The 26,308-nt window shown below is 68.0% G+C and carries 28 protein-coding genes; 8 read left to right on the top strand and 20 right to left on the bottom strand.

All coding sequences use genetic code 11. The annotated features are described in order from the left end of the window. Positions 1–32 precede the first annotated feature (32 nt). Complete coding sequence (wecC, locus tag RF701_RS06665; protein WP_308814491.1) at positions 33–1,331, bottom strand: UDP-N-acetyl-D-mannosamine dehydrogenase; 1,299 nt, start codon at positions 1,329–1,331, stop codon at positions 33–35. Continuing rightward, positions 1,315–2,451, bottom strand: coding sequence for a non-hydrolyzing UDP-N-acetylglucosamine 2-epimerase (gene wecB / locus RF701_RS06660; protein WP_308814490.1), 1,137 nt, complete (start codon positions 2,449–2,451; stop codon positions 1,315–1,317). The genes wecC and wecB overlap by 17 nt, the downstream gene beginning before the upstream one ends. Before the next feature lie 116 nt (positions 2,452–2,567). Between wecB and galU the strand changes: the two genes are divergently transcribed. Next, positions 2,568–3,437, top strand: a complete 870-nt coding sequence (gene galU, locus RF701_RS06655; RefSeq protein ID WP_210358101.1) for a UTP--glucose-1-phosphate uridylyltransferase GalU — start codon at positions 2,568–2,570, stop codon at positions 3,435–3,437. Between the two features lie 7 nt (positions 3,438–3,444). On the opposite strand, the gene RF701_RS06650 is transcribed toward galU, so the two are convergent. The 7 genes from RF701_RS06650 to RF701_RS06620 form a co-directional block, all read right to left on the bottom strand. Then, complete coding sequence (locus RF701_RS06650; RefSeq protein WP_308814488.1) at positions 3,445–4,203, bottom strand: molybdopterin-synthase adenylyltransferase MoeB; 759 nt, start codon at positions 4,201–4,203, stop codon at positions 3,445–3,447. Between the two features lie 22 nt (positions 4,204–4,225). Then, complete coding sequence (locus RF701_RS06645) at positions 4,226–4,612, bottom strand: hypothetical protein (protein WP_308814487.1); 387 nt, start codon at positions 4,610–4,612, stop codon at positions 4,226–4,228. Beyond that, positions 4,609–5,052 carry a dUTP diphosphatase gene (gene dut, locus RF701_RS06640; protein WP_308814486.1) on the bottom strand — a complete coding sequence of 148 codons (444 nt, stop codon included), beginning with the start codon at positions 5,050–5,052 and terminating at the stop codon, positions 4,609–4,611. The genes RF701_RS06645 and dut overlap by 4 nt, the downstream gene beginning before the upstream one ends. A gap of 10 nt (positions 5,053–5,062) precedes the next feature. Further along, on the bottom strand, positions 5,063–6,292 hold the full coding sequence (gene coaBC / locus RF701_RS06635; RefSeq protein WP_308814485.1) for a bifunctional phosphopantothenoylcysteine decarboxylase/phosphopantothenate--cysteine ligase CoaBC: 1,230 nt from the start codon (positions 6,290–6,292) through the stop codon (positions 5,063–5,065). Beyond that, positions 6,289–7,410, bottom strand: coding sequence for a hypothetical protein (locus RF701_RS06630; protein ID WP_308814483.1), 1,122 nt, complete (start codon positions 7,408–7,410; stop codon positions 6,289–6,291). The genes coaBC and RF701_RS06630 overlap by 4 nt, the downstream gene beginning before the upstream one ends. A 120-nt stretch (positions 7,411–7,530) precedes the next feature. Then, on the bottom strand, positions 7,531–9,078 hold the full coding sequence (gene ubiB / locus RF701_RS06625) for a 2-polyprenylphenol 6-hydroxylase (RefSeq protein WP_308814482.1): 1,548 nt from the start codon (positions 9,076–9,078) through the stop codon (positions 7,531–7,533). A gap of 19 nt (positions 9,079–9,097) precedes the next feature. Further along, positions 9,098–9,829: a class I SAM-dependent methyltransferase gene (locus RF701_RS06620; protein WP_308814480.1), complete on the bottom strand. Its 732-nt coding sequence runs from the start codon at positions 9,827–9,829 to the stop codon at positions 9,098–9,100. Positions 9,830–9,885: 56 nt separating this feature from the next. Here RF701_RS06620 and mutM point away from each other — a divergent pair, with 56 nt between their 5' ends. From mutM to dnaA, 3 genes are all read left to right on the top strand, one after another. Further along, positions 9,886–10,701 carry a bifunctional DNA-formamidopyrimidine glycosylase/DNA-(apurinic or apyrimidinic site) lyase gene (gene mutM, locus RF701_RS06615; protein ID WP_308814479.1) on the top strand — a complete coding sequence of 272 codons (816 nt, stop codon included), beginning with the start codon at positions 9,886–9,888 and terminating at the stop codon, positions 10,699–10,701. A gap of 119 nt (positions 10,702–10,820) precedes the next feature. Then, positions 10,821–11,084 carry a 30S ribosomal protein S20 gene (gene rpsT / locus RF701_RS06610; RefSeq protein WP_308814478.1) on the top strand — a complete coding sequence of 88 codons (264 nt, stop codon included), beginning with the start codon at positions 10,821–10,823 and terminating at the stop codon, positions 11,082–11,084. Between the two features lie 427 nt (positions 11,085–11,511). Then, the gene (gene dnaA, locus RF701_RS06605; protein WP_374758646.1) at positions 11,512–13,011 is read left to right on the top strand and encodes a chromosomal replication initiator protein DnaA; all 1,500 of its coding nucleotides are present in this window, start codon (positions 11,512–11,514) and stop codon (positions 13,009–13,011) included. Between the two features lie 96 nt (positions 13,012–13,107). Here the strand turns inward: dnaA and RF701_RS06600 are convergent, their stop codons facing one another. From RF701_RS06600 to RF701_RS06590, 3 genes are all read right to left on the bottom strand, one after another. Next, the gene (locus tag RF701_RS06600) at positions 13,108–13,623 is read right to left on the bottom strand and encodes a Smr/MutS family protein (RefSeq protein WP_210358281.1); all 516 of its coding nucleotides are present in this window, start codon (positions 13,621–13,623) and stop codon (positions 13,108–13,110) included. A 25-nt stretch (positions 13,624–13,648) separates the two neighbouring features. Further along, positions 13,649–14,977 (bottom strand): murein transglycosylase A, encoded by a 1,329-nt coding sequence (locus RF701_RS06595; protein ID WP_308814477.1) that lies wholly within the window; start codon positions 14,975–14,977, stop codon positions 13,649–13,651. 208 nt (positions 14,978–15,185) lie between these two features. Then, entirely contained in the window at positions 15,186–15,833 is a 648-nt protein-coding gene (locus tag RF701_RS06590) for a Tim44/TimA family putative adaptor protein (RefSeq protein WP_203309534.1), read from the bottom strand. A 223-nt stretch (positions 15,834–16,056) separates the two neighbouring features. Between RF701_RS06590 and secB the strand changes: the two genes are divergently transcribed. The 3 genes from secB to trpS are packed head-to-tail and all read left to right on the top strand — an operon-like array spanning position 16,057 to position 19,196. Beyond that, complete coding sequence (secB, locus tag RF701_RS06585) at positions 16,057–16,566, top strand: protein-export chaperone SecB (protein ID WP_203309533.1); 510 nt, start codon at positions 16,057–16,059, stop codon at positions 16,564–16,566. 27 nt (positions 16,567–16,593) lie between these two features. Continuing rightward, entirely contained in the window at positions 16,594–18,183 is a 1,590-nt protein-coding gene (gene murJ / locus RF701_RS06580) for a murein biosynthesis integral membrane protein MurJ (protein WP_210358094.1), read from the top strand. 5 nt (positions 18,184–18,188) lie between these two features. Next, positions 18,189–19,196: a tryptophan--tRNA ligase gene (gene trpS, locus RF701_RS06575; RefSeq protein WP_308815624.1), complete on the top strand. Its 1,008-nt coding sequence runs from the start codon at positions 18,189–18,191 to the stop codon at positions 19,194–19,196. 31 nt (positions 19,197–19,227) lie between these two features. Here trpS and dapE read toward each other — a convergent pair whose 3' ends face one another. The 8 genes from dapE to RF701_RS06535 form a co-directional block, all read right to left on the bottom strand. Beyond that, on the bottom strand, positions 19,228–20,355 hold the full coding sequence (dapE, locus tag RF701_RS06570; protein ID WP_308814476.1) for a succinyl-diaminopimelate desuccinylase: 1,128 nt from the start codon (positions 20,353–20,355) through the stop codon (positions 19,228–19,230). Next, complete coding sequence (locus RF701_RS06565; protein ID WP_308814475.1) at positions 20,352–21,014, bottom strand: glutathione S-transferase family protein; 663 nt, start codon at positions 21,012–21,014, stop codon at positions 20,352–20,354. Before RF701_RS06565 ends, dapE begins: the two co-directional genes overlap by 4 nt. Positions 21,015–21,094: 80 nt before the next feature. Further along, complete coding sequence (yihA, locus tag RF701_RS06560) at positions 21,095–21,730, bottom strand: ribosome biogenesis GTP-binding protein YihA/YsxC (protein ID WP_210358278.1); 636 nt, start codon at positions 21,728–21,730, stop codon at positions 21,095–21,097. A 41-nt stretch (positions 21,731–21,771) separates the two neighbouring features. Beyond that, positions 21,772–23,493, bottom strand: coding sequence for a membrane protein insertase YidC (gene yidC, locus RF701_RS06555; protein WP_210358091.1), 1,722 nt, complete (start codon positions 23,491–23,493; stop codon positions 21,772–21,774). A gap of 16 nt (positions 23,494–23,509) precedes the next feature. Continuing rightward, the gene (yidD, locus tag RF701_RS06550) at positions 23,510–23,722 is read right to left on the bottom strand and encodes a membrane protein insertion efficiency factor YidD (protein WP_203309527.1); all 213 of its coding nucleotides are present in this window, start codon (positions 23,720–23,722) and stop codon (positions 23,510–23,512) included. Beyond that, the gene (rnpA, locus tag RF701_RS06545) at positions 23,719–24,084 is read right to left on the bottom strand and encodes a ribonuclease P protein component (protein WP_210358090.1); all 366 of its coding nucleotides are present in this window, start codon (positions 24,082–24,084) and stop codon (positions 23,719–23,721) included. Before rnpA ends, yidD begins: the two co-directional genes overlap by 4 nt. A gap of 8 nt (positions 24,085–24,092) precedes the next feature. Continuing rightward, positions 24,093–24,227, bottom strand: a complete 135-nt coding sequence (rpmH, locus tag RF701_RS06540) for a 50S ribosomal protein L34 (RefSeq protein ID WP_028056723.1) — start codon at positions 24,225–24,227, stop codon at positions 24,093–24,095. A 102-nt stretch (positions 24,228–24,329) separates the two neighbouring features. Then, the gene (locus tag RF701_RS06535) at positions 24,330–24,620 is read right to left on the bottom strand and encodes a hypothetical protein (protein WP_308814473.1); all 291 of its coding nucleotides are present in this window, start codon (positions 24,618–24,620) and stop codon (positions 24,330–24,332) included. Between the two features lie 123 nt (positions 24,621–24,743). Here RF701_RS06535 and RF701_RS06530 point away from each other — a divergent pair, with 123 nt between their 5' ends. Beyond that, positions 24,744–26,252: a YifB family Mg chelatase-like AAA ATPase gene (locus tag RF701_RS06530; protein WP_308814472.1), complete on the top strand. Its 1,509-nt coding sequence runs from the start codon at positions 24,744–24,746 to the stop codon at positions 26,250–26,252. Positions 26,253–26,308: the final 56 nt, after the last annotated feature.

The following is a 26,308-nucleotide window of genomic DNA, read 5'->3' as shown; positions in this document are numbered from 1 at the left end:
CGCAACCGCCTGAACCGGGCGTGAAGGCGTGGTCAGCTGGCGAGTCGGACCGGCTGAAGCATGCTGGCGGGCTGGGGTTGGTCGGGCCAAATGCCCCGTGTGTCGAGCACGGCCTTGTCGCGTCTTTCCTCCAGTGGCACCGAACGGAAGACGTCATGGTCCACGAGCACGATCATGATCGGACACCGCTCGATCGCGGTGTCCACGTCGATCAACCGAGCGCCGTGGCGCGACAGCGATACGGGAAGCGTCCGGGCATAGGGCTCGACGATGGCTAGCCGCTCGCCGAACCGCGCCGCCAGCGCTTCCGCTACCCGCAGCGCGGGGCTTTCGCGGAAGTCGTCGATGTTCGCCTTGAACGCCAGGCCGAGGCAGGCGATCGATGCGCCCGGATGCGCTTCGACGAGGGCGATCGCTTGCGCGATGACGTGGTCGGTCTTCCCGTCGTTGACCAGTCGGGCCGTCCTGATGAGCGGGGTCTGAGCCGGCGCGGCGTGCACCAGGAACCAGGGGTCGACCGCGATGCAGTGGCCACCGACACCGGGACCGGGCTGGAGGATGTTGACGCGCGGATGGCGGTTGGCGAGGCGGATGACCTCCCACACGTCGACGCCCATCGTGTCGGCGACGAGGCTGAGCTCGTTGGCGAAGGCGATGTTGACGTCGCGAAACGCATTTTCCGTCAGCTTGGTCATCTCCGCGGCGCGCGCGTTGGTGGTCACGCAGGCTCCGCGCACGAAGCGGCGGTAGAAGGTCAGGGCCTTGCGCGCGCAACGCGGCGTGATGCCTCCGATGACGCGGTCATTGTCGATCAGCTCCACCAGGATACGGCCCGGCAGGACCCGTTCCGGACAGTAGGCGATGGCGATGTCGGCGGCCTCGCCGGTGCGGCCCGGAACGCGCAAGTCCGGGCGCAGCTTCGCAAGCAGGTCGCGGACCTGTTCGGTGGTGCCGACGGGCGATGTGGATTCGAGGATGATCGTGTCGCCCGGTTTCAGGACCGCTGCGATCGATGTGGCGGCCTGGAGGACATAGCCGATGTTGGGGGCGTGATCATCGGCAAACGGCGTCGGAACCGCGATGACGAACACGTCGGCGGGCTCGACCTGGGTCGACGCACGCAACGTGCCGCGGGCAACGACGCCCGAGACGAGGCCGTCTAGGTCGACTTCCTCGATATGCACGCGGCCCGAGTTGACCGTTTCGACCACATGGTCCGAAACGTCGATGCCGAGCACGCGCGCGCCGGTCCGTGCGATCACCGCCGCCGTGGGCAGCCCGATATAGCCCAGCCCAAGTACGACGACCTTCAGGTCAGAGTCCGAACCCATCGGCGATGATCCTCGCGATCCTGTTGCTGGCCTGGCCATCCCCGAACGGATTGTGGGCGCGTGCCATGGCGGAATAGGCGCCCTTGTCGTCGAGAAGCGTGAAGACTTCGGAAACGATGCGGTCCGCGTCGGTACCGACGAGCCGTGCTGTCCCCGCCGCGATCCCCTCGGGACGCTCAGTGGTATCGCGCATCACCAGCACGGGCTTGCCGAGCGCGGGCGCCTCTTCCTGCACGCCGCCCGAGTCGGTCAGCGCGACGTCGCACAGCTCGAGCGCGCGTATGAAATGCGGATAGTCCAGCGGAGCGATGCGCGCGACGCTGCCGCAGTCACCCAGCACGCGGTCCATGACCGCGCCGACATTGGGATTGGGATGCATGGGAAACAGGATGGCGACGTCGTCGCGGGCGGCGATCCGGGCGATCGCCCGCGCGATCTGCTCCATACCGTCACCGAAATTCTCGCGACGATGGGTTGTCACCAGGATCGTGCGTCGCCCCGCGAACCGCCCCGCCACCGGGTCCAGATCGGCGGCGAGCGTCCGATCCCGCGCGATGCGCGCCCTGGTCCAGAGCAAGGCGTCGATCACCGTATTGCCCGTGACATGCACGCCCGTCGTGACGTTCTCCCGCGCCAGCGCAGCGGCGGCGGTCTGCGTCGGCGCGAAATGCAGGTCGGCGATCGGCGCGACGATGCGGCGGTTCACCTCCTCGGGCCAGGGGTGGTAGATATCGCCCGAGCGCAGCCCCGCCTCGACATGCGCGACGGGGATCTTCCGATAATAGGCCGCCAGCGCGCCCACCATCGCGGTCGCCGTATCCCCTTGCACGACCACGCGATCCGGCCGGTGCGCATCCATGACCTCGCCCAGCGCGACGAGCAGGCGCGCGGTCAGCCTGTCGAGCGTCTGACCCGGCTCCATCAGGTCGAGGTCGACGTCCGGCTCCAGGCCTGCGATGTCGAGCACCTGATCGAGCAGGCCGCGATGCTGCGCGGTGACGCAGCTGGTTACCGCGACCCGGGCTTCGTCCGCCAGCGTACGGATGACGGGGAACAGCTTGATCGCTTCCGGCCGGGTGCCGAAGATGACCAGAACCTTGGGGCGCGACGTGGCTGACATGGCGCCGCAGACTAAAAACGGTTCCTTAACATGCCGCTAATCGTACGATGGCAACGCGTTGCGCCGCTCCCGCAAGCCGTCTAAGGCCCGCCTCACCGCTCACGACAGGGTATACGATGACCATCAAGCCTGTACGCAAGGCCGTTCTTCCCGTCGCCGGTCTTGGCACCCGGTTCCTGCCCGCCACCAAGGCGATGCCGAAGGAAATGCTGACGGTCGTCGACAAGCCGCTGATCCAATATGCCGTCGAGGAGGCGCTGGAGGCCGGGATCGAGCAGATCATCTTCGTGACAGGCCGCAACAAGGGCGCGCTCGAGGATCATTTCGACATATCCTACGAGCTCGAACAGACGATGGCCGCGCGTGGCAAGTCGCTGGCGGCCATCGAGGGCACCCGGATGAAGCCGGGCAGTCCGGTCTACATCCGACAGCAGGAGCCGCTGGGCCTGGGGCATGCCGTCTGGTGCGCGCGCGAGATCGTCGGCGACGAGCCGTTCGCCGTGCTGCTGCCCGACGAATTGATGGTCGGAACGCCCGGATTCATCGCGCAGATGGTCGAGGCGTATAATTCGGTCGGCGGCAACGTTATCGGCGCGCTTGAGGTCGCGGAGAGCGAGACCGACAAATACGGCATCATTTCGCCCGGCAAGGTCGATGGCCGGCTGACGGAAGTGACCGCGCTGGTCGAGAAGCCGAAGCGGGGCAGCGCGCCGTCCAATCTGATGATCCCCGGCCGGTACATCCTGCAGCCGGAAGTGATGCGGATCCTGGAACGGCAGGAGACCGGCGCCGGCGGCGAGATCCAGCTCACCGACGCGATGGCCCAGCTGATCGGCACGCAGCCGTTCCACGGCTTCACCTTCGATGGCGCGCGCTACGATTGCGGCGACAAGGCGGGCTATATCCAAGCCAATCTCGCGCTCGCCTTGCAGCGAGAGGACATCGGGCCGGCCGTGCGAAGCTTCGCGGAAACGTTGCTGCGCTGATCGGCGATCAATGGTCCGGGCGGCCGCAGCCGCGGCAGCCCGGGTCCTTCGGCAGGCGCAGCGTGCGGAAGCGCAGTGCCAGCGTGTCGGCCAGCAGCAGAAGCCCGGCGCTATCCTCGCCAAAGGGGGCGATGGCACGGATCGTCTCCAGGGCGGCAAGGCTGCCGATCATCCCGGTCATCGGGCCGAGGACCCCGTCCTCCGCGCAGCTCACGCCGGTGCGCTCGGGATCGTCGCCGACGAAGCAGCGGTAACAGGGCTTGTCGGCCTCCCAGCCGCGAAAGCTCGCGAGCTGCCCGTCGAACTGTCCGATCGCCGCGGAGACGAGGGGCGTTCGGGCCGCGAGGCAGGCGTCGGCGACGCAGAGCCGCGTCGCGAAATTGTCGCAGCCATCGAGAACCACGTCCGCGCCTGCGATCAGCGCATCAACGTTCGCCGCGTCGATGCGCAGCGCGACGCCCGATGCCGCGACATGCGGATTCAGTCGCCGCGCGGCGGCGGCGGCGGCATCGGCCTTGCCGCGACCGATATCGTCCGTCGCATAGATGGTCTGCCGCTGGAGGTTCGACAGGTCGACGCGGTCGTCGTCGACGATCGTCAGGCGGCCCACACCCGCCGCGGCGAGATACTGGATGGCGGGCGATCCGATCCCGCCCGCGCCGATCACCAGGACGTGCGCCGCACGCAGCTTCAACTGACCCGCGCCGCCAACCTCCTTCAGCACGATGTGGCGCGCATAGCGCGTCAGCTCTTCGTCCGTGAGCATCGCGTGGACCGACATTCCGGCCTTATTGCGCCCAGGTGAAGGTCAGGCTGGTCTTGTACCAGCCATCGGCGCCGATCGTCGTCGCGGCGATGTTGCCGCGGGCCATGCTCGAGACGAGCCCGGCGGCATATTGCTCCACCGCGGGGCATTGAATCGCGCGCGGTACGACCCGCCGCAAGCGGCCGCTCGTCACCAGCACGGCCACGTCCACGCGCAGCGACCACCCGCTAGGTCCCTGCAGCGCCGCATTGCATCGGCCGGATCTGACTTCGGCGCGGACGAAGTCGGACAGATCGCCACCACCCTCGGTGTCCCGACTGTAGGGAAGCGGCCGCAGCGTCGTCCAATCCTGCGGCGGCAACGGGCCGGGGACCATGGCCTGCGACAGCAAGGCGAACAGCACGATCACCGCCCCGTCGATCCGAAGCCGCCGCTGCCCCGCGCGGTGTCGTCCAGTGCCCCGACCTCGACCAGCGCCGCATGCAGCACCGGCGCCGGCACCAGTTGCGCGATCCGTTCGCCCCGCGCGATGGCGAAGGGCGAGTCGCCCAGATTGGCGAGGATCACCTTCACCTCGCCGCGATAGTCGCTGTCGATCGTGCCGGGCGTGTTGAGGCACGTCACGCCGTGCCTGAGCGCAAGACCCGATCGCGGCCGTACCTGGACCTCGTAACCCGGCGGGATCGCAAGCGCGAACCCCGTCGCGATCGCGGCGCGTGCCCCGGGGGCGATCGTCATGGCTTCCGCCGCGACGACATCCATGCCCGCAGCGCCCGCCGTCGCATAGGCCGGCAGCGGCAAGCCCTCGCCATGGGGGAGGCGGACGACGTCGACACGGATACTGTTCACGGAATGATCTTTAACCCTGATCGGGTCGCAATGAAACCCGTCCGGAGGATTGTACGGTGTCCAACACGTCGAGATGTTCGGCGATGCGTCGGGCCAGCCGGTCGGCCACGGCTTCCTTCGGCATCCTCTGCCACGACTCGACACCCGACGCGGTCACGAGGTGCACGGTGTTCGCGTCGCCGCCGAAAACGTCCCCCGACACGTCGTTGGCGACGATCCAGTCCGCGCCCTTACGCACCCGCTTGGCCTGCGCATGGGGCAACACGTCCTGCGTTTCCGCCGCGAAACCGACGACGAGGCGCGGGCGGTCCGGACCCTTCGCCAGCGTCGCGAGAATGTCGACATTCTCGGTCAACACCAGCGCGGGGGGCGTATCGCCCTTCTTCACCTTGTGGGGCGCCGCGGCGACACGCCAGTCGGCGACCGCCGCGACCATGATCGCCGCGTCCACGGGCAGCGCCCGCGTCACCGCGTCGGCCATGTCCTGCGCGCTCTCCACGTCGACACGCGTGACCCCGGCCGGCGTCGCAAGCGTCACGGGACCGGCGATCAGCGTCACCTCGGCACCCAGTGAGGCGATCGCGCCGGCGATCGCGAACCCCTGCCGCCCGGACGACCGATTGGCGATATAGCGGACGGGATCGATCGCCTCGTGCGTCGGTCCGGCCGTGACGAGCACGCGCCGACCGGCTAGCGGGCGGGTCTGGCCGCTCAGCAGGCGCTCGATCGCCGCCACGATCGCGACGGGCTCCGGCAGCCGACCGGGGCCGTATTCGCCACAGGCCATCGCCCCCTCGTCCGGCTCCAGCAGCGTCACGCCGTCCGCGCGCAGCGTCGCGACGTTGCGGCGGGTCGCCGCATGGTTCCACATCCGCACGTTCATCGCCGGCGCGGCGAGGACGGGCGTGTCGGTGGCAAGGAGCAGCGTCGTGGCGAGGTCGTCCGCGATGCCCGCCGCCATCCGCGCCAGCAGGTCGGCGGTCGCGGGTGCGACGACGATGAGATCGGCCTGGCGGCTGAGCTGGATATGCCCCATCTCCGCCTCGTCCTTCAGGTCCCAGAGCGTGGCGTAGACCTTGTCCTCACTCAGCGCGGCCAGTGTCATCGGCGTGACGAAATGGCTCGCGCCCTCGGTCATCACGCAGCGGACCGCATGACCCTGTTTGCGCAGCAGGCGGATCAGTTCGCACGCCTTGTAGGCCGCGATGCCGCCGCCGACGATCAGTAGGATGCGCTTCATCGGACCAGCCTCGTCACCGTGATGCGGCGCGTATCGAGCGCCGCGCCGAGCAGGTCGCGCACGCCGTCGATCGCAAAGGCGATCCCGACGAGCGAAAGCGGCGCCACCAGCAAGCCCCAGTAGAATGTGTCGAGCCGGCCGAACAGCGCCAGCACGATGCCATAGGCGATGAGCAGCGCCAGCACCCGGATTCCCAGCGCATCGCGCCAGGCCAGCCAGCCGAACAGCGACAGGCCGAACAGCGGCGCGGCGAGCCAAAGCGGTGCGATCGCCAGCGCGGTCGACAATGCCATGGTGCGTACGAAGAACCCGAAACCGAGCTGCCCCGCCCAACCCGGCGAGGCCGCGTCGAGCGGCCGGACCACCGCCGCGACGGCATGCGCGTGCAGCAGGAGCGCAGCACCCAGGATCGCGGCGGCGACCCCCCAGGCCGCCGCTTCGCGCCCGCGGCCTTCGAGAAGTGCGATTCCGCCCATGAGCACCAGGTACAGCCCCGCAGTCTCGCGGATCAGCGCGGCGGCAAGACCGAAGGCGACCGCCGGCAGCCAGCGGCCGGGCCGCCACACGCCCAGCGACAGCGCGATCAGCAGGCCGGCCCAGATCTCGTGAAACGGCGCGAGGTCCGCCTGGACGAAAGCCATCATGCCGCCGGCGAGCAGCCCCAGGGCGATCAGCCGCGGCGGCGCGCGCGAGAGGGCGGCGGACAGCCGTGCCCACCAGGCGACCATCACGGCGGCGCAAAGTAGATAGAGCAAGGTGCGGACCGCCACGGGCGGCAGCGCGGCCTGGATGCGCGCGAGCGTCGGCAGGCGCATCGTGACGAACGGTTTAAGGGGGTAATGGCCCGCCCGCTGCGCGTCGGCGGCGGCAAGGTAGTAATTGCGGCCGGCACGGACGTTGTCGACGATCGTCTCGTACAGCACGACGTCGGCCTGGTCGTCGGCGCGCTTGGCCGGATCGCCGCTCGCGGCGGGTGGGGCGGGACTGGCGAAGACGAGCAGCGTCGCGAGCAACAGCAGCGCGAGCAACGCCATGCCGATCCGGCCGCCGCGCGGCTGTACGTCCGCGAAACGCGAGGGGCGGGCAAGCCAGAGGGGGGCGAGCGCGCGGCGGTGCATAGGACTAGAGAACGGCCTCGGACGCCCTCGCGCGTCCGGTGCCATGCTTGTTTCCGCGCCCCTTCACGGGAACGATACGCGGGACGTCGCCGACGACGCCGGGGCGGGGCGGGGTGTCGATCAATGGACCACCAGCAGCGTGCCCGCGATGCTCGCCGCCGCCGCGATCACCGCGACCGCGGCATAGCGCCAGCCGCCGCCGATCCGGACCACCTCGATCTCCTTGAGGGGCGGAGCGGGGGGCTCGCCGCCGGGTTCGGGATAGCGCGCCTCGATCCGGCGGATCAGGTCGGGGAGCCCGGCGATCGTGCGCACGTCGCGGATCAGACGGTCCGCGATCGCGGCTTCCGGGCCCAGTTCCGTGCGAATCCACTCGCGCACGAACGGCGCGGCGGACTCCCAGAGGTTGATGTCCGGATCGAGGCTGGTCGCCACGCCCTCCACCATGACCATCGTCTTCTGGAGCAACAGCAGATGCGGCTGCGTCACCATGTCGAAGTCGCGCGTGATGGAGAACAGGCCGTCCAGCATCATGCCGATCGACATGTCCTTCACCGGCAGGCCACGCATCGGCTCGCCCACCGCGCGCAGCGCGGTCGCGAATTCGGCGACATTGTGATGTGGCGGGACGTAGCCTGCCTCGAAATGGATCTCGGCGACGCGGCGATAGTTGCCGGTAATCAGGCCATAGAGGATTTCCGCCAGCCACACGCGCGCGCGCCGGTCGATCCGCCCCATGATGCCGAAGTCGATCGCCGCGATCCGCCCCTGGCCGTTCGCGCCCGGCAGGGCGAACAGATTGCCCTGATGCATGTCGGCGTGGAAGAAGCCCTCTGCGATCGCCTGGCGCAGGAATGCCTGCACGAGCGTGTTGGCGAGCTTGCGCAGGTCATAGCCCGCGTCGATCAGGGCCTGCCGGTTCGACAGCTTGATACCGTCGATCCATTCCATCGTCAGCACGCGGGTTGAGGACCGCTGCCAGTCGATCGCAGGGACGACGAAGTCGGGCTCGGCCGTCATCGCCTCCGCCAGTTCGCTCGCGGAGGCGGCTTCGCGCTGGAAGTTCAGTTCGCGCAGCGTCCAGCGGCGGAAATTCTCCACCGTCAGCCGCGGCCGCAGCCGCTTCGCCTCGCCGCCCAGGCCCTCGAGCTGCGCGGCGGCCCATTGATAGGTGTCGATCGCCCGCGCAAAATCCGCTTCGACCCCCGGGCGCAGGACCTTCACCGCGACCTGGCGCCCGTCGGTGGTGACAGCACGGTGCACCTGTGCGATCGACGCGGCGCCGACCGGCATATCCTCGATATGACTGAACACCGCGCTTATGGGCCGGCCAAGGCTCGTCTCGAGCGCGGCACGAATCGTCTCGAACGGCACGGGAGGCAATTGGTCCTGCAAACGCAGCAGGTCGTGGGCCGCCGCCTCGCCAACCAGATCGGGACGCGTCGCCAGCGTCTGGCCGAGCTTGATCGCCGCCGGCCCGATGGCCTGGAAAGCATCGGCATAGCGCGGCGTCGCGGGGACACGCGCACCCAGTCGGGCGATCCGTGCCAGCCGACGAACCGGGGCAGGGGTGTTGGCGTCCCCCTCTATTCCCTTCAGCGCGCCATGGCGCGCCAGGATGCGGCCCCATTTCAGGAGCCGCCAGACATGGACGGCGGGGGCGGTCACGAGCGTGCGGCGCCTCGCATCAAATCTTCCATCCCGAATGGATCGCCACCAGGCCGCCGAGCATCGGCTCGACGCGAGTCGCGGTGAAGCCCGCGTCGCGGATCATGCCCTCGAACGTCGGCATGTCGGGAAAGCGGCGGATCGACTCGATCAGATAGCGATAGCTGTCCGCATCCTGCGCCAGCATCTGGCCCAGCTTCGGGACCAGCTTGTGCGAATAGGCGTCGTACACCTCCTTGAAACCCGGCCACAGCGTGGTGGAGAATTCGAGGCAGAAGAAGCGGCCGCCGCGGCGCAGCACGCGATGCGCCTCGCGCAGCGCCGCCGGGATGTCGGTAACGTTCCGGATGCCGAACGCGATCGTGTAGGCGTCGAAGAACCGGTCGGGGAAGGTCAGCACCTCGGCATTCGCCTCGGTCCATACGAGGCCGTCATATCCGCGCTTCGCCGCGCGCTCCATGCCGACCTCGAGCATGGCGGGGTTGATGTCGGCGACCGTTACCGTCGCGCCGCGGTCTGCGATGCGAAAGGCGATGTCGCCGGTGCCGCCCGCCATGTCGAGCACCTGCTCGCCGGGACGCGGGTTGAGGCGTCGCACGAAGCGGTCCTTCCACAACCGGTGCATGCCCGCCGACATGGCGTCGTTCATCAGGTCGTAGCGGCTGGCCACGTTGGTGAACACGCCGCCGACGCGGGCGGTCTTTTCGTCAGGGGTGACGTCTTCGTAACCGAAGGAGACGGTGTCGCTCATGCGCCTGCCCTAGCCGCGCCTTGTGGCGGGGGCAAACGCAACCTAGCTGGTCGGGCGTGCCAGAACTTCCCGAAGTCGAAACCACCGTTCGCGGGCTTGCCCCCGTTCTTGCCGGCCAGCGCCTGACGCGGGTGGAGCCGCGCCGTGCCGATTTGCGCAAGGCAATCCCCGTGGACCTGCGTCAGCGGATGACCGGGGCGACGGTCACCGCGCTCGGGCGCCGCGCCAAATACGGGCTGATTGCCACCGATCGCGGCGACACCCTGATCTTTCACCTCGGCATGTCGGGGCGCTGGCGGGTCGACCCGACGGACGATCTAGCGCATGACCATGTTCTGCTCGAAACCGGGGCCGGGCGCCGGCTCGCGTTGAACGATCCGCGTCGCTTCGGCTTCCTCGACCTGTGGCGCAGCGACGCGCTGGATGACTATCCTCCCTTCGCGGCCATGGGGCCGGAGCCGCTCGGCGAGCGGTTTACCGGCGCATATCTGGCCGAAGTCCTCGACGGGCGGGCGGCGCCGATCAAGGCGATGCTGCTCGACCAGCGGATCGTCGCGGGATTGGGCAATATCTATGTATGCGAGGCGCTTCACCTTGCGCGGATATCGCCCACCCGGCCGGCGGGTCAGATCGGGCGGGCGCGGCTCGATCGACTCGCGGTCGCCGTGCGCGACGTGTTGCTGGCGGCGATAGAGGCCGGGGGTTCCACGCTGCGCGACTATGCGCGGCCCGATGGCGAGCTCGGCTATTTTTCGAAGCAGTTCCTCGTCTACGGACGGGAGGGAGAGCCATGCCATTGCGGAGCAACCGTTGCGCGGCGCGTCGATGCGGGCCGGTCGACCTTCTTCTGCGCGAAATGCCAGCGGGCCTGACAACCGTCGCAGGTTGACCGCCGCCCCAGGCTTCGGTATGGGCCCCACCTTCGAGAGGGCGTAGGGTGATCCCGGCGCCTCTTTTTCATTGACCGGAATAGACCTGAGGACCGACCCGAATGGCGAACACGCCGCAAGCCAAGAAGCGCATCCGTCGTAACGAGCGCCGCGCCGAGATCAACGGTGCGCGCGTCGGCCGTATCCGCACCTTCGTGAAGAAGGTCGAGGCTGCGCTGGCGGCGGGTGACAAGCCGGCGGCGACCACCGCGCTCGCGGCGGTCCAGCCCGAACTGGCGCGTGGCGTGGCGAAGGGCGTGCTTCACAAGAACACCGCGAGCCGCAAGTTCGCACGGCTGACGAAGCGTCTCTCCGCGCTCGCCTGATCGTCGTTCTCGCATCGGCAAATAGAGGCCCGCCGGGGTTGCCCGGCGGGCTTTTTGCTGTGCGTGCGACGCAGAGAATTCGAATGTTCTCAAGATGTCCGCGGAACAGAATCGGAAACGCAGGACTCACCACGATTCGAGAATCGCGCCACGGAAGCGCATCTAACAAAATCCTTCTATTTCCGTGACTTATCATTTTTTCCGACGCAATTCCGCGGGCGCCGGCCTGTCAATCCCGTTTATTTCACATTCGTGACCGGACTGGGGCTTGATCGACTCGTCGCAGGCTTCATAACTCGACCTCTGCCGCGGGGGTTCACCGGCGGTCGGTACTGAACAGCTTAGGGGTGCCGGACGGCTCGGTGGGCCGTAGGGGGGACTTGTCTGTCCTGAAGATCAGCCGCTGGCGCGACCGGGTCGCGTGAGCTTGGGAGACGTGTGCGTGGTCAAGGTGCAGGCAGCGACGGAAACGGGGAGCGAGGCGCAGCGCGCCTGGGCTCACGTCCGCGCGAACCTGCGTGAATCGGCCGGCGCGCGTTTGTTCGAGCAGTGGCTGAAACCGATGGAGCTGATCGAAGACGCCGAGGAGCCGGACACGATCCGGCTGGGCCTTCCATCCGCGTTCATGACCAATTGGGTCCGCAATCATTACGCCGACCGGCTTCTTCTCGAATTCCGGGCGCTGATGCCGCGGATCAACGGCGTCGTGATCGAGACGCGCGTCGTCCGTCCGGCACCGTTGGTGCTGGTGGCGGAGCCGGCGGCGACGGCCGCTTCACAGGCGCTGTCGGTCGCGCCGACGCCGATCGCGACAGCTCGGACCTCTGCACCCGACGTCGCCATTCCCGCTGCGATCAAGCCGCCGGTCGCGCAGTCGATGGCTGCGCCGAAGCCCGCGGCCGAGCGGCCGCCGCTCGACCCGCGCTTCACCTTCGATCGATTCGTCGTCGATGCCGCGAATCGGGTCGCGTTCAATGCCGCGAAGGCGCTGGCCGAGCCCGGCACGCCGCGTTTCAGTCCGCTGTTCCTCCATTCGGGTACGGGGCAGGGCAAGACGCACCTGATGCATGCGATCGGCCATGCCTTCCTCGCCGCGCATCCCGGGGCGACGGTGCTGTGCATGTCCGCCGAGCGGTTCATGTTCGATTTCGTCGCCGCGCTGCGCGCGCGCGACACGTTCGCATTCAAGCAGCGGCTGCGCGGCGCCGACCTGCTGCTGATCGACGATCTTCAGTTCATCGCCGGCAAGGATGCGACGCAGGAAGAATTCTTCCACACCGTGAACGAGATCATGAGCGCGGGTAAGCGACTGGTGATTTCCGCCGACCGGTGTCCGCAGGCGCTGGACGGAATCGAGGCGCGAATCGTCAGCCGTATGGCGGTCGGTCTCGTCGCCGACATCAAGGCGCCCGATCTCACGTTGCGCCGTGCTATACTGGACAGGAAACTGAGCGACCTGCCCGATGCAGATGTCCCGGCCGAGGTGCTCGACCTGTTGGCGGCGCGCATCCATGCCAATATCCGCGAGCTGGAGGGCGCGCTGAACCGGGTCGTCGCTTATGCGCAATTGACCGGGGACCGCATCGATCTGGACTTCGCGCTGACGACGCTCGGCGACGTGCTGCGCGGCGCGCAACGGCGCGTGACCATCGACGAAATCCAGAAGCTCGTCAGCCGCCATTTCGAGCTGAAGCCGCTCGATCTCGTATCGGCCCGCCGCAGTCGCGCCGTGGCGCGCCCGCGCCAGATCGCCATGTACCTCGCCAAGCGGCTGACGACGCGGTCGCTGCCGGAAATCGGCAGGAAATTCGGCGGTCGCGATCATTCGACCGTGATCCATGCGGTGCGAAAGATCGAGGAATTGCGCGATCAGGATCGCGACATCGACGCCGCCGTGCGCACCCTGATGCGGGAACTGGAGGCGTAGGCTTCGGGCTTAGCCGGGGATGGTCGATCGGGTGATCGGCGATCATCGAGCGAGGGTCTCGCCCGGACCTGCGAGCGTTCCCTCTCAGGCAAAGCCTTACCGCCCCCGGCGCAGCACGATGTAAAGCGCACCCGCACCACCGTGCCGCGGATGCGCCCCGCGCACGGCCGCGATCGCATCCGCATGGCGGGAGGCGGCAAGCCAGTCCGCGATCGCTGCACGGATTGCGCCGCGTGCGTGCGGGCGCTCGCTCTCCGGACGCGGCGGCTTTCCGGTCACGAGCAGCAGCACGCGATCGCCGCGTGCGATTGCCCGGTCCAGCCCCTGATCGAGCAGCGCATGGGCGGACGCGAGGCTATGCCCGTGGAGGTCGATCGAACTGTCCGGGATGACAATGCCCCGGCCCAGCTTCTTGTCCCAGCCGCCGTCGAGCGTGTTGGGGCGTGGTTTGGCCGATGGGGTGATCGCGGGCACGGCCCGCATCGGCGGCACCCGGCCGGCGGCTTTGACGGGCTTGGGAGGCGCGGCGGGCGGAGGGGGTGGGGGCGGCGGCGCCTTGGGCGGCGGCGGGGCGGCGCGCGGGGCCGCACGCAGCGGCCTCACCGTCGCCATCACGCGGGCCCACAGCGCGGCCTCATCAGGGTTGAGCGGGCGCACCGGCCTGCATCCGTGCGAGCGTTCCGACCGGGAGGAGCAGGAAGGCGGTGCCGCGAGCGGCCATGCCCCCTGCGGTCGCCTCTGCCAGTGGGCCTGCCCCCCAGAAGGTGTCGAAGCGGTTGGCGCCCTTGATTGCCCCGCCGGTATCCTGCGCTACCCACAGGCCCGTCGCATCCTGCCGGTCCATCGACAGAAAGACGGGGGCGCCCAGCGGCACGAACTTGGTGTCGACCGCCGCGCTGACCCCGCCGTTGACGACATAGCCCATCGCACCGAGCGGCGGCGTCGTGATTTCCCGGAAGAAGACGAAGCTCTTGTTCTCGTTCATGATCGCGCGGCCCTGTTCGGGATTGGCGCGCAGCCAGGCGACGATGCCCTGCATCGAGGTCTGGCCCGGCCCGATCAGCCCGCGCGCCTTCATCAGCGCGCCGATCCCGGTATAGTCGCGACCGTTCTGATCGTCGTAGCCGACCCGCATGATCGCGCCGTCCGGCAATCGCAGTCGGCCGGACCCCTGCACCTGCAGGAAGAAGACCGCGGCCTCGTCGGCGCCCCAGGCGAGGACAGGCGCGCGCCGGTCGATCGCGCCCCCGACGATCGCGGCGCGGTCGTAATAGGGAACCAGGCTCTTGCCGTCGACGCGGCCGCGGATCTTCTTGCCCTTCAGATCGGCCGAGAATTGTCCAAGGTCCACATCGACGAGATCGTCGGGCCTGGCGTAGATCGGTACGTCGTACCCCGGCCGCCGATCGCGCGAGGCGGCGATTTCAGGCTCGTAATAGCCGGTGGCGAAGGCACGTCCGTCGCCGACCTGCACGGTCTCGAAATTGGTCAGGAAGAAATCCCGCGCGCCGCCGCGTGGCGCGGCGCGGGCCGCGTCGCACGCCGCCTGCCAATCGGGGCCACGGGTCAGGCCGCTGGCATCGGTCCGCCGCATCAGGCCGGGGCAGCTGGTCAGAAACGCCTGCCGCGCCGCTTCCGCCTGCGCCTCGGTGATCGGCAGCGTATCGATGGACGGACCGGGAACCACGCCGGCCGTGGCGGCGGTGGTGGCGCCGACGTTCGGCACGACGGGCGCGCCGAGCAGCGGCGTCGCCGGCAGGATGCGGCCGTCATAGGCCCGGCCGCTCGCGATCGACTGGCCGGCGCCCGTTAAGGACGGGCGCGGCGGGAGCGGCCGATTCGGCACAGGGCGAACATCCGGCCGACGCACGGGGCGGTGATCCGCCGCGACCGGCACTACGCGTCCGCCACAGGCGCTCAACGCGAGCGCCAGCGCAAAGCTTGTTGATACGCGCTTACCGATCATGGCCGTCCCCGATTGCACCGCGCCTACATCGCGGGTGTCCGCGTCGGCAGTGCCTCAGGCGGGCAGCCGGGAACAAGCGTTTAATGAGTAGGGCGAGCCCATCTCCCCGATATCGCGACGGAGGCCCACGTCCGTGACGGCTGGCGCTTCGTCGATATGGCACCAGCAGCAGCGACGATCACGGGCGGCCGCAATGCAGCCGCATCCGTCAGGCCTCGTCGGTGTCGGCCAGGGTCCAGTTGGGATCGTTGCTCTTCAGGGTGCGCGTGAACGTCCAGAGATCGTGCGTCTCGACCGCATCGGTCAGCGACCCGGCGATGACCTGCCCTTCGGCGTCACGCGTCACAGCAGCGATATCCGCGTCGAAACGCACCGTGATCCGCGCCTCACGCCCGTCGAGCGATGCATCCGCGATCGTCGCCCGCTCGATCGAAACGAGTCGGTTCTCCAGCGTCTCGCCCGCATCGCGACGGGCGGCAATGGCCTCGCCGAAAGCATGCGCGACATCCGGCTGGGTTAGATCGGCAAGCGCCGCCTCGTCGCCCTTCCAGAATGCGTCCAGCGTCATGCGATACGCGGCCTGCGCGCCCTGCAGGAACTGACCGACGTCGAAGCCCGGCTCCCCGGCGACGATCGCCCGTATGCCGGGCTCCGCCTTCGGATCGATGTTGCGATTTTGCGGCTCGCGTACGTCCGGCGTCACGTCGATCGTCCGCGGCACAGCGACCGTCGCGGGACGATCCTCCGCGGTGCGGACCAGCGGCTGCTGTTCGTGGCCGGTGCGCTTGCCGAGCACGCTGTACAGGCGCAGCGCCAGAAACGCCGCCACCATCGCGAGAAGAACCACGTAAAACACCGTACCTCCGATCCGTCCCACCACATAGGCGCATGGCGCCGTTTGTTCAAACCGCTTCGGGCTTTAAACCGGCAAAGCCACCGTGCCGGCGTTGAAACGCGTCGCCCGCACTGCTAGGCGCGTCCACCATCGCGATCGAACGCGCGACGGGCGGCTTCGGTCCTTCGGTCCCGCGTCCGGCCGCCACGCTTCATCCAACGCTTCAACCCAAGGATTTCTCACCATGGCCGATCAGGACAACGGCACCTCGCTCGACACGCAGCCGATGGCGAACGGTGCGGATACCGCGCCCGCGGCCGGCCTGATCTCGCAATACGTCAAGGATCTCTCCTTCGAGAACCCCAACGCGCCGGCGATCTTCCAGAATCCGAACCCGCCCGCGATCGACGTGCAGTTCAACATCGGCATGGCGCAGGTCGGCGACGAGGTGCACGAGGTGATCCTCAAGATCGACGTCAAGGCGGAGGCCGAGGGCCAGACCGCGTTCATCGTCGACCTGACCTATGCCGGGCTGTTCGGCCTGCGCAACGTGCCGGCGGACGCAGTCCAGCCCTTCCTGCTTGGCGAGGCGCCGCGCCTCCTCTTCCCGTTCGCGCGTCGCGTGCTCGCCGATTGCGTACGCGATGGCGGTTTCCCGCCGCTGCTGCTCGAGCCGATCGACTTCGGTGCGCTGTACCTGCAGCAGGCCGAGGCGCAGGGCCAGTTCACCGTCGGCGACGTCGGCCACGCCTAAGCGTACCGCAGGCGGGGAACGACGAGGGTGAACCTCGCCAAGGCGCTGGGATCGGTCGGCGGCATGACGCTCGCCAGCCGTGTGCTGGCGCTCGTTCGCGACACGTTGCAGGCGACCTATGTCGGCGCGAGCTTTGCGTCGGATGCCTTCTTCGTCGCCTTCCGCCTGCCCAACATGTTCCGCGCCTTATTTGCGGAAGGGGCGTTCTCTGCCGCGTTCATTCCGCTCTTCAACCGCAAGGTTGCGGAGGGCGGGGGGACGCCGGCCGGGATCGACTTCGCCGAACGTGCGCTGGCGGTCCTGTTTCCGGTGCTGCTCCTATTTACCGCCGCGATGCTGCTTGCGGCCTGGCCGATCACCTGGGCGTTGTCAGGCGGTTTCGATCGCCAGCACCCTACGCCGGAACAGTTCGCCTTCGCGGTGACACTGTCGCGCTTCACCATACCTTATCTGATGCTGATCTCGCTGGCCTCGCTGCTCGGCGGCATCCTCAACTCGCTGCACCGCTTCTGGGTCAATGCGGCGGCGCCCATCCTGCTCAACATCGCGATGGTTGCGGCGCTGATCTTCTTCCATGGCGGCGATCCCTATGCGACCGCTCGGGCGCAGGCGATCGCGGTGACCGCCGGCGGCGGCCTGCAGCTTGCATGGTTGTGGTGGGCATGCCGCAAGGCCGGCGTTAGCCTGAAGCTGCGTCGTCCTCGGATAGATGACGACGTGCGGCAGATGCTCAAGCTGATCGTTCCCGCCGCAACCGGTGCGGGCGCGGCCCAGATCAATCTCGCCATATCGACGGCGCTTGCCGGACACCTGCTTGCGGCAGGATCGATTTCCGCGATCTATTATGCCGATCGCCTTAACCAGTTGCCGCTCGGGCTGATCGGCATCGGCCTTGGCACGATCCTTCTGCCCGTGGTGTCCCGGCTGTTGTCGGAGGGACGCGATACCGAAGCGATGGAAACGCAAAATCGCGGCCTCGAACTCGCGTTGTTCCTGACGCTGCCGGCGACCGCCGCCTTCGTCTTCGCCGCCGAGCCGATCGTGCGCGGCTTGTTCCAGCACGGCGCCTTCGACGCGCGCGATACCGTCCGCTCCGCGCAGGCTCTCGCTGCCTTTTCGATCGGCCTGCCCAGCTACGTGTTGGTCAAGGTGCTGACCCCGGGCTTCTACGCGCGTGCCGATACCAGGACGCCCGTGCGCCTCGCGCTCTATTCGGTCGCGATCAACCTTGTGGGTAACCTCATCCTCATCCCCGGCCTCGCACATTGGGACTTGGGCCAGATCGGGCCACCGCTCGCTACGGCGCTCGCCTCGACCGTCAACGTCGCCTCGCTCTACGTCGTCCTTGCGCGGCGCGGCCATTTTGCGCTCGACCCGGCGGTGCGTCGCAAGGTGCCGCGATTGCTGCTGTCGTCACTGCTGATGGGCGCCGCCCTGCTATTGGTGACGCCGCTGGTCGATCCCTATCTCACCCGCTCGCTGCCGGTGCGCGGCGCAGCGCTGGCCGTCCTGGTCGGTGCGGGCGTCGCCATCTACGCCGCCGCCTGTTTCGTCACCGGTGCATTCCGCGTGGCGGATCTCAAGTCCCTCCTTCGTCGCAGAGCCGCTAGCCAATGACCAAGATGCGCGTCGTTTCCGGCATCAAGCCCACCGGTAACCTTCACCTCGGCAATTATCTGGGTGCGGTGAAACAGTGGGTCGCGATGCAGGACCAGATCCAGGCGCAAGGCGGCGAGACGCTGTACTTCATCGCCGACCTGCACGGCCTGACGGAGTTCATCGCGCCGGCGGAGCTGACCGCCAACACGATCGAGGTCACGGCGACGATGATCGCGGCCGGCATCGATCCGGCGCGCTCGATTCTGTTCAACCAGGCGCGCGTCCCCGCGCATAGCGAGCTTAGCTGGCTGCTCAACAACGTCGCGCGGGTGGGCTGGCTGAACCGCATGACGCAGTTCAAGGACAAGGCGGGCAAGAACCGCGAAGGCGCCAGCGTCGGCCTGTATGACTATCCCGTGTTGATGGCGGCCGATGTGCTGCTCTACAATGCGACGCACGTGCCGGTCGGTGAGGACCAGAAGCAGCACCTGGAACTCGCGCGCGACATCGCGGCCAAGTTCAACACCGACTATAGCAGCGACCTCTTCACGCTACCGGAGCCGCTGGTCAGCAAGGCTGCGCCGCGCATCATGAGCCTGCGCGACGCGTCGGCGAAGATGTCCAAGTCCAATCCGTCCGAACAGTCGGTCGTCAAGCTGGTCGATAGCGACGACACGATCGCCGACAAGTTTCGCAAGGCGAAGACCGATCCCGACCTGCTGCCCGCGACGCTCGCCGAGCTGGAAGGGCGGCCCGAGGCGCGCAACCTGCTGACGATCTTCGCCGCACTCGCCGACCGCGATCCGCAGGACGTGCTGAGCGAGTTCGCCGGCAAGGGCTTCGGTGCGTTCAAGCCGGCACTCGCCGACCTCGCGGTGGCGAAGCTCGGCCCGATCCGCGACGAGATGGTCCGCCTTCTCGACGACCGGGCGGCGATCGACGCCATCCTCACCACGGGCGCGGAAAAAGCGCGCAACCTCGCGGCGCCGGTACTCGCATCGGCGCAACGCGCCATGGGCCTCGTGATGTGAGAAGGGTGGTCGTGGGCGACCCGCGCGCCCCTTATCGCGCCCTTCGAATGACCTCAGTGTAGATCCGCGCGAGCGTTTTCAGGTCGTCCACCGCGACCGCCTCGTCGACCTGATGCATCGTGGCGTTGATCAGGCCGAACTCGACGGTGGGGCACAGCTTCGACAGGAAACGCGCGTCGGACGTACCGCCCGTCGTGGACAATTCCGGCTCCACACCCGTCTCGTCCAGGATCGCGGCGCTGACGATGGCGGTCAGCGCGCCGGGTTCCGTGAGGAAAGCCTCGCCCGAAACCTTGCCATGGATCGTCGCGTCCGGCTCCACGGCCTGCACCGTCGCGGTGATGCGCTCCAGCAGGCCCAGCCCGGTCTGCTCGTCGTTGAAGCGAATGTTGACGCGAGCCCGTGCCGCAGCCGGTATCACGTTGTGCGCGCCATTGCCGACCGCAATGTCGGTGATCTCCAGGTTCGAGGGCTGGAACCAGGCATTGCCCGCATCCAGCGACAGCGCGTCGAGCGCCGCCAGCGCCCGCACCAGCTTCGGCACCGGATTGTCGGCAAGATGGGGATAGGCGACATGGCCCTGGCGCCCGCTCACCTCGATCCAGATATTGACCGAGCCGCGGCGGCCGATCTTGATCATGTCGCCCAGCTGCCGGACGGACGTCGGCTCGCCGACCAGGCACAGGTCGGGCGCGACGCCGCGCTCGGCCATGCGGGCGATCAGCGCGGGTGTGCCATAGGTCGCCGGCCCCTCCTCGTCTCCGGTGATCAGAAGGCTGATCGGGCCTCTGTCCGGAACCTGCGCGGCCGCGGCGACGAAGGCGGCCACCGCGCCCTTCATGTCGACCGCGCCGCGCCCGTAGAGGAGGCCGTGGCGTATCTCGCCGCTCCACGGCGAGCCGTTCCAGCCTTCGCCTGGCGGGACGACATCGACATGGCCTGCGAAGGCCAGATGCCGACCCGTGCCTTCGCGGGTCGCGATCATGTTCTCGACCGGCCCGTCGGGCGCCTCGCCGCAGACGAAACGATCGACCGCGAAGCCGATCGGGATCAGCGCCGCCTCGAGCACGTCGAACACGGCGCCGCGAGCCGGCGTGACACTGTCCGCGCGCAGCAGGGCCTGCGCCAGCGCCACCACGTCGTTGGTCGCGGCCGTCACCGGATCGGCTGCTCGAACTGTTCGATTACCCAATCCTCTTCCTGCGCGCCGGCGATCCAGTCCTGCATGAAGGGATGCTGGATAACGGCATCCAGATAGCCCGCGGCGAAGCGGGCGATCGGCAGTTGATAGGTGAGGATGCGCGTCACCACGGGGGCGAACATGATGTCCGCCGCGCCAAAATCACCGAACAGATAGGCGCCGTCGCCGCCGAAGCGTGCGCGGGCCTGCGCCCACAATTCCATGATCCGCTTCAGGTCGACGATCACGTCGTCGTCCGGACGCGTCGCCGGGAATTGCTGACGGATGTTCATCGGATGCTTGCGGCGGAGCGCCGTGAAGCTGGAATGCATCTCCGCAGCCATCGACCGGGCCATCGCGCGCGCACCGTCGTCCGCCGGCCAGAACAGGTCGCGCCCGACCTTGTCGGCCAGATAGTCGACGATCGCCAAGCTGTCCCAAACCACGGCCTCGCCGTCCCACAGGATCGGCACCTTGCCGCTCGACGGAGCGAATTCCGCTCCCTCGCGCCGACGATCCCATTCGGCATCGTAGAGCGGGACGACCACCTCTTCGAAAGGCAAGCCCGACTGCTTGCACGCCAGCCAGCCGCGCAGCGACCAGGAGGAATAGGCCTTGTTACCGATGATGAGCTTCATGGCCCCACGGGTAGCGGGGCAGGGCGGGGAGGTCTAGGAGGAGACCGCCCTTCCCACCGAGCCGAACCCCCTGGGAGCCGTCAGCCGATCGCTTCCAGAACCGCGGCGCGGAGCTCGGCAATCCCCATGCCGCCCTCGCTGGAGGTGGCGAGGATATCCGGATGCGCGGCGGCGCGCTTGCGGGCGTCGGCGACCGTGCGGGCCACCACCTCCGCAAGATCCGTCGCCTTGACCTTGTCCGCCTTGGTCAGGACGATTCGATAGCTGACTGCCGCCTTGTCCAGCATGTCCAGAATCTCACGGTCGACGTCCTTGATGCCGTGCCGCGAGTCGATGAGTACCAGCACGCGCTTCAGCACGTCCCGTCCGCGCAGGTAATCGTTGACCAGGAAGCGCCATGTCCTGACCACGTCCTTGGGCGCCTTCGCGAAGCCATAGCCCGGCATGTCGACCAGCCGGAACAAGGGTGCGTCGCCGACGTCGAAGAAGTTCAGCTCCTGCGTGCGGCCCGGCGTGTTCGACGTGCGGGCGAGGCCATTGCGGCCGGTCAGCGCGTTGAGCAGCGACGACTTGCCGACGTTGGATCGCCCGGCGAACGCCACTTCCGGCACGATCGGATCGGGGAGGAACTTGAGGCCCGGGGCCGACTTCAGGAACGTCACCGGTCCCGCGAAGGTCTTGCGCGCGACCTCGACCAGCTCGGCCGCGAACCCCAATCCTTCTCCGCCGCCCTCCGGCGGAGTGGCGCTGTCGCCGGTCACTTGGCGATGACCGTCGTCTTGGCCGCAGCGGTCTTCAGCTCCGGATGCCGGGCGTAAAGAATCTGCTGCTGCAGGATCGCGAGGCAGTTGGAGGCGATCCAGTAGACCTGCAGGCCGACCGGATAGCTCGCCATCACGAACATCAGCACCCATGGGATGACCGCGAACACCTGCTTCTGCGTTTCGTCCATCGGCGCCGGGTTGAGGCGGAACTGGAAGAACATCGAGATGCCGAGCACGATCGGCACCACGCCGATCGCCAGCATGTGCGGCGGGGTAAAGTTGAGGAAGCCGAACAGGTTGACCGGCGTAAGCGGATCGGGCGCCGACAGATCCTTGATCCAGCCGAAGAAGGGCTGGTGCCGCATCTCGATCGTCAGCATCAGGACCTTGTAGAGCGCGAAGAACACCGGGATCTGGATCAGCGTCGGCAGACAGCCGGCGAGGGGGTTCGCCTTCTCCGTCTTGTACAGCTCCATCACCTTCTGCTGCATGACGACCTTGTCGTCCTTGTAGCGGTCCTGGATCGCCTTCATCTTCGGCTGCAGCGCGCGCATCTTCGCCATGCTGGCGAACTGGCGCTGGGCGATCGGGAACATCAGGCCGCGGATCGTCACCGTCAGCAGAATGATCGCGACACCGAAGTTGCTGACCATGCGGAATAGCCAGTCGAGATAGGTGAAGATCGGCTTCTCGAGAATCTCGAACCAGCCCCAATCGATCGCCTTGTCGAACTTGGTGACGCCTTGCGCATTCTCGTAATGCTGGAGCAGCTTCACTTCCTTCGCCCCGGCGAAGAAGCGGCTCGACTGCGTCAGCGCCTGGCCGGGCGCGAGCACCTTGGGCGCGAAGGCATAGTCCGCCTGATAGAGCTGGCCCGAGCCCGCACGGAACTGCCCGTCGAACTGGCTTCCCTGATCCGGCACCAGCGCGGTCAGCCAATATTTGTCGGTGAAGCCCAGCCAGCCGCCGGTGGAGGTGAAGCGCGTCGGCGCCTTGTCGACGTCCTTGAAATTGACGCCGTAATCCGCGCCGCCGTTGTGCACGGACATCGGACCGGTGTGGATCTGCCACGTTCCCGGGTCCTTCGACACGCCGACGCGGCTGACATAGCCATAGGGAGCCACGGGCACGGCCGCGGTGCCGCCATTCAGCACCGTCTGCGTGATCGTGAACATATAGCCGTCGTCGACCGACAGCTTGATCTGGAATCGCTGCCCGCGTGCATTGGCCGCCTGCAGCGTCACCGGCTGGCCGGGTTTCAGCACGTTACCGCTCGCCTGCCATATTGTGTCGGCCGCGGGCGGGCTCAGCCCCTCGTCGCGCCAGCCGAAGCCGGCGAAATAGCCGTCCTGCGCGCCAGCGGGCGACAGCAGGCGGATGGGCGGCGAGTCCTTCGCGATGGTTTCCTTGTACTTGACCAGCACCAGGTCGTCGATGCGCGCACCCTTCAGGTTGATCGAGCCCTTCAGCATCGGCGTGTCGATGGCGACACGCGGGCTGTCCCGCAGCACGACGTCGCGGTTGCGCATCGCGGCGGGATTGTCGGCGGTCGGATCGGCCGACGGCTGCGGCAGGACCTTGGACTTGCCCTTCTCGATCTTCGTCACCGGCGGGTTTGCGACGGGGAAGAACTTCCCCTGGATCAGCGGCCAGGCGAACAGGATGAGCGCGGCGAGGACCGCGAACAGGACAAAATTCTGGCGTTCGTTGTTCAAGGTCCGACCCCAAATCTTACGGGACGGGATCGGGTCCGTACCCGCCCCAGGGATGACAGCGCGCGATCCGCTTCGCCGCCAGCCAGCCCCCCTTCAGCGCGCCATAGCGGCGAAGCGCCGTGATTGCATAGGCCGAACAGGAGGGTTGGTAGCGACAGGAGGACGGCAGCACGACCGACGGGCCGATCTGCCACAGGCGCACGAGGAAGATAAGCAGGCGGGCCGTCATCGCCGCCGCTTGGGCGGACGGGGGCCGCGCGCCGGCGCCGATTCGCCCCGCGCGATCTTGCCCAGCGCCTTGCCGAATTCGGTGCGCAGCGCGGCGAAATCGCGTTCGATCCCGCCCTCTCGCCCGATCAGCACATGGTCCGCGCCGGCGATGCCGCCGTCAGGCAGCATCTCGCGCGCCAACGCCCGCAAGCGCCGCTTCATGCGATTGCGGACGACGGCATTGCCGATCTTCTTGGTGACGGTGAAGCCGACGCGGATCGTCGCGTCACCGTCGTCGCGGGGGCGCACCAGCAGGACGAAGCCCGGCATGGGCGCACGCAGGCCCGCATTCGCCGCCACGAAGTCGCGGCGGCGGGTCAAGGTCGCGATTACGCCGACAGCTTCTTGCGGCCGCGCGCGCGACGCGCCCGGATCACCGCCCGGCCGCCCACCGTCGCCATCCGCGCACGGAACCCGTGGCGACGCGCACGCACCAGGTTGCTCGGCTGAAAGGTCCGCTTCATCGTTCATTCCTCGAGTACGTCGAAATAGAAAAGGGCCACCACGAAGGGCGGCCGGATGGTCGGGGCGCTTACCCGCAAGCCCGGTCCAAGTCAACGCGCGGGTCACCGTGACCGCGCCGCCTTGTCGCGGGCGTGGCGACGCAGGGCCGAGCGGCGACGCATCGCGCGGTCGACCAGGGCGCCGGTCCGCGGCCAGCGGCGCTTGAGCCGCACGAAATGGACCTGCGCCGTGCGGGAATTGCGCAACACGAGCACCAGGCCGCCCGCAAACAGGAAGATTCCGCCGGGTCCCGGCAGCGGCGCGACGATCCCGGCGCCGACGATCAGCAGCACGCCGCCGCCCAATTGGATCAGGCGAAGGGCGGGATGACGCTGTTTGGAGCGGGCGGACATGCTGAAGCTCATCTGGCGAGGGTGTATTGCAAACGCAAGTCGCCCCGGCGGGCGGTAGCGGGCGACGCGCCCATGTACAGCGTCGACAAATCCGATATGAACACAAATCGGCTGGGGAGGGTTATGGCCGCGATCGTTCGGACAGTGGCGTATCTGGGGCTTGAGGCGCGCGCCGTCGAGGTGCAGGTGCAGTTGATCCCCGGCCTCCCCGGCTTCCATGTCGTCGGGCTGGCCGACAAGGCGGTCGGCGAAAGTCGGGAACGCGTGCGCGCAGCGGTCGCCGCGCTCGGCCTCGCGCTCCCTCCCAAGCGGATCGTCGTCAACCTGTCGCCGGCCGACCTGCCGAAGGAGGGATCCCATTTCGACCTGCCGATCGCGCTCGGTCTCCTGGGCGCGATGGGGGTTATCGATGTCGAGGCGCTGGGGGACTATGTCGTCGTCGGCGAACTCGGGCTGGACGGACGGATCGCGCCGTCGCCGGGCGTATTGCTCGCCGCTCTCCATGCGGGCGGGGAAGGGGCGGGGCTGATCTGCCCCGCGGCGCAGGGCGCCGAAGCGGCCTGGGCAGGCTCGGTGGAGGTGCTCGCCGCGCCCGACCTCCTCGCGCTCATCAACCACTTCAAGGGCCATGGCCTGCTGGCCGCGCCGCAGCCCGGCGGGATCGATGTACCCGCGCCGGGGCCCGATCTGGCGCAGGTCAAGGGCCAGGAGGTCGCCAAGCGAGCGCTGGAGATCACCGCGGCGGGCGGGCACAACCTGCTGATGATCGGGCCTCCTGGTGCGGGCAAGTCGCTGATGGCGGCGTGCCTGCCCGGTATCCTGCCGCCGCTCGACGCGGCCGAGGCGCTGGAGGTGTCGATGGTCCAGTCGGTCGCCGGCACGCTCGCCGGCGGTCGACTGACCCGCGCGCGCCCATTTCGCAGTCCGCACCACAGTGCCTCGATGGCGGCGCTGACCGGCGGCGGCCTGCGCGTCAGGCCGGGGGAGGTCAGCCTCGCCCATCTTGGCGTGCTGTTCCTCGACGAACTGCCGGAGTTCCAGCGCGCGGTGCTCGACTCGCTGCGCCAGCCGCTCGAGACCGGGACGATCAGTGTCGCACGCGCCAATGAGCACGTCACCTTTCCGGCGCGGGTGCAGCTGGTCGCGGCGATGAACCCCTGCCGCTGCGGCCATCTGGGCGATGCCAGCCTCGCCTGCGCCCGGGCGCCCCGCTGCGCCGCCGAATATCAGGCGAAAGTGTCGGGTCCGCTGCTCGACCGTATAGATCTAAGCGTGGAGGTTGCGGCGGTGACGGCCGCCGACCTCGTCCTTCCGCCGCCAACCGAGGGGTCAGCGGAGGTCGCCGCGCGGGTCGCCGCAGCGCGAGCCATTCAGCGTGATCGGTATGTAGGGACGAGCGTGCGAACCAATGCTGAAGCGGATGGCAATTTGCTGGAGCGGGTGGCCGTTCTCGACGAGCCGGCCCGCAAGCTGCTCGCGCAAGCGGCGGAAGCAATGCGGCTTTCGGCTCGCGGCTTCCACCGCGTGATTCGTGTGTCACGCACAATCGCCGATATTGCAGGAGCGGAAACAATCGGGCGTGTTCATGTGGCGGAAGCGCTCAGCTATCGTCGTCGCGCGCCAACGAACTGAGACGGGAGGGAGCCTGTGTGTGGATTCAGTGAAAGCTACTTCAGCGTGACTGCCGC

The organism is Sphingomonas sp. GV3 (genome assembly GCF_031082075.1).
Taxonomy (GTDB): domain Bacteria; phylum Pseudomonadota; class Alphaproteobacteria; order Sphingomonadales; family Sphingomonadaceae; genus Sphingomonas; species Sphingomonas beigongshangi.
The sequence above is the reverse complement of the archived record's forward strand: the minus strand, read 5'-3'. Positions and strand labels throughout refer to the sequence as shown.

What these genes read in the sequence shown, in the direction of transcription:
- wecC (WP_308814491.1), bottom strand. Translation starts at nt 1,331, where the DNA reads ATGGGTTCGGACTCTGACCTGAAGGTCGTCGTACTTGGGCTGGGCTAT.
- wecB (WP_308814490.1), bottom strand. Translation starts at nt 2,451, where the DNA reads ATGTCAGCCACGTCGCGCCCCAAGGTTCTGGTCATCTTCGGCACCCGG.
- galU (WP_210358101.1), top strand. Translation starts at nt 2,568, where the DNA reads ATGACCATCAAGCCTGTACGCAAGGCCGTTCTTCCCGTCGCCGGTCTT.
- RF701_RS06650 (WP_308814488.1), bottom strand. Translation starts at nt 4,203, where the DNA reads ATGCTCACGGACGAAGAGCTGACGCGCTATGCGCGCCACATCGTGCTG.
- coaBC (WP_308814485.1), bottom strand. Translation starts at nt 6,292, where the DNA reads ATGAAGCGCATCCTACTGATCGTCGGCGGCGGCATCGCGGCCTACAAG.
- RF701_RS06630 (WP_308814483.1), bottom strand. Translation starts at nt 7,410, where the DNA reads ATGCACCGCCGCGCGCTCGCCCCCCTCTGGCTTGCCCGCCCCTCGCGT.
- RF701_RS06620 (WP_308814480.1), bottom strand. Translation starts at nt 9,829, where the DNA reads ATGAGCGACACCGTCTCCTTCGGTTACGAAGACGTCACCCCTGACGAA.
- rpsT (WP_308814478.1), top strand. Translation starts at nt 10,821, where the DNA reads ATGGCGAACACGCCGCAAGCCAAGAAGCGCATCCGTCGTAACGAGCGC.
- RF701_RS06600 (WP_210358281.1), bottom strand. Translation starts at nt 13,623, where the DNA reads ATGGCGACGGTGAGGCCGCTGCGTGCGGCCCCGCGCGCCGCCCCGCCG.
- RF701_RS06595 (WP_308814477.1), bottom strand. Translation starts at nt 14,977, where the DNA reads ATGATCGGTAAGCGCGTATCAACAAGCTTTGCGCTGGCGCTCGCGTTG.
- secB (WP_203309533.1), top strand. Translation starts at nt 16,057, where the DNA reads ATGGCCGATCAGGACAACGGCACCTCGCTCGACACGCAGCCGATGGCG.
- trpS (WP_308815624.1), top strand. Translation starts at nt 18,189, where the DNA reads ATGCGCGTCGTTTCCGGCATCAAGCCCACCGGTAACCTTCACCTCGGC.
- RF701_RS06565 (WP_308814475.1), bottom strand. Translation starts at nt 21,014, where the DNA reads ATGAAGCTCATCATCGGTAACAAGGCCTATTCCTCCTGGTCGCTGCGC.
- yidD (WP_203309527.1), bottom strand. Translation starts at nt 23,722, where the DNA reads ATGACGGCCCGCCTGCTTATCTTCCTCGTGCGCCTGTGGCAGATCGGC.
- rpmH (WP_028056723.1), bottom strand. Translation starts at nt 24,227, where the DNA reads ATGAAGCGGACCTTTCAGCCGAGCAACCTGGTGCGTGCGCGTCGCCAC.
- RF701_RS06535 (WP_308814473.1), bottom strand. Translation starts at nt 24,620, where the DNA reads ATGTCCGCCCGCTCCAAACAGCGTCATCCCGCCCTTCGCCTGATCCAA.
- RF701_RS06530 (WP_308814472.1), top strand. Translation starts at nt 24,744, where the DNA reads ATGGCCGCGATCGTTCGGACAGTGGCGTATCTGGGGCTTGAGGCGCGC.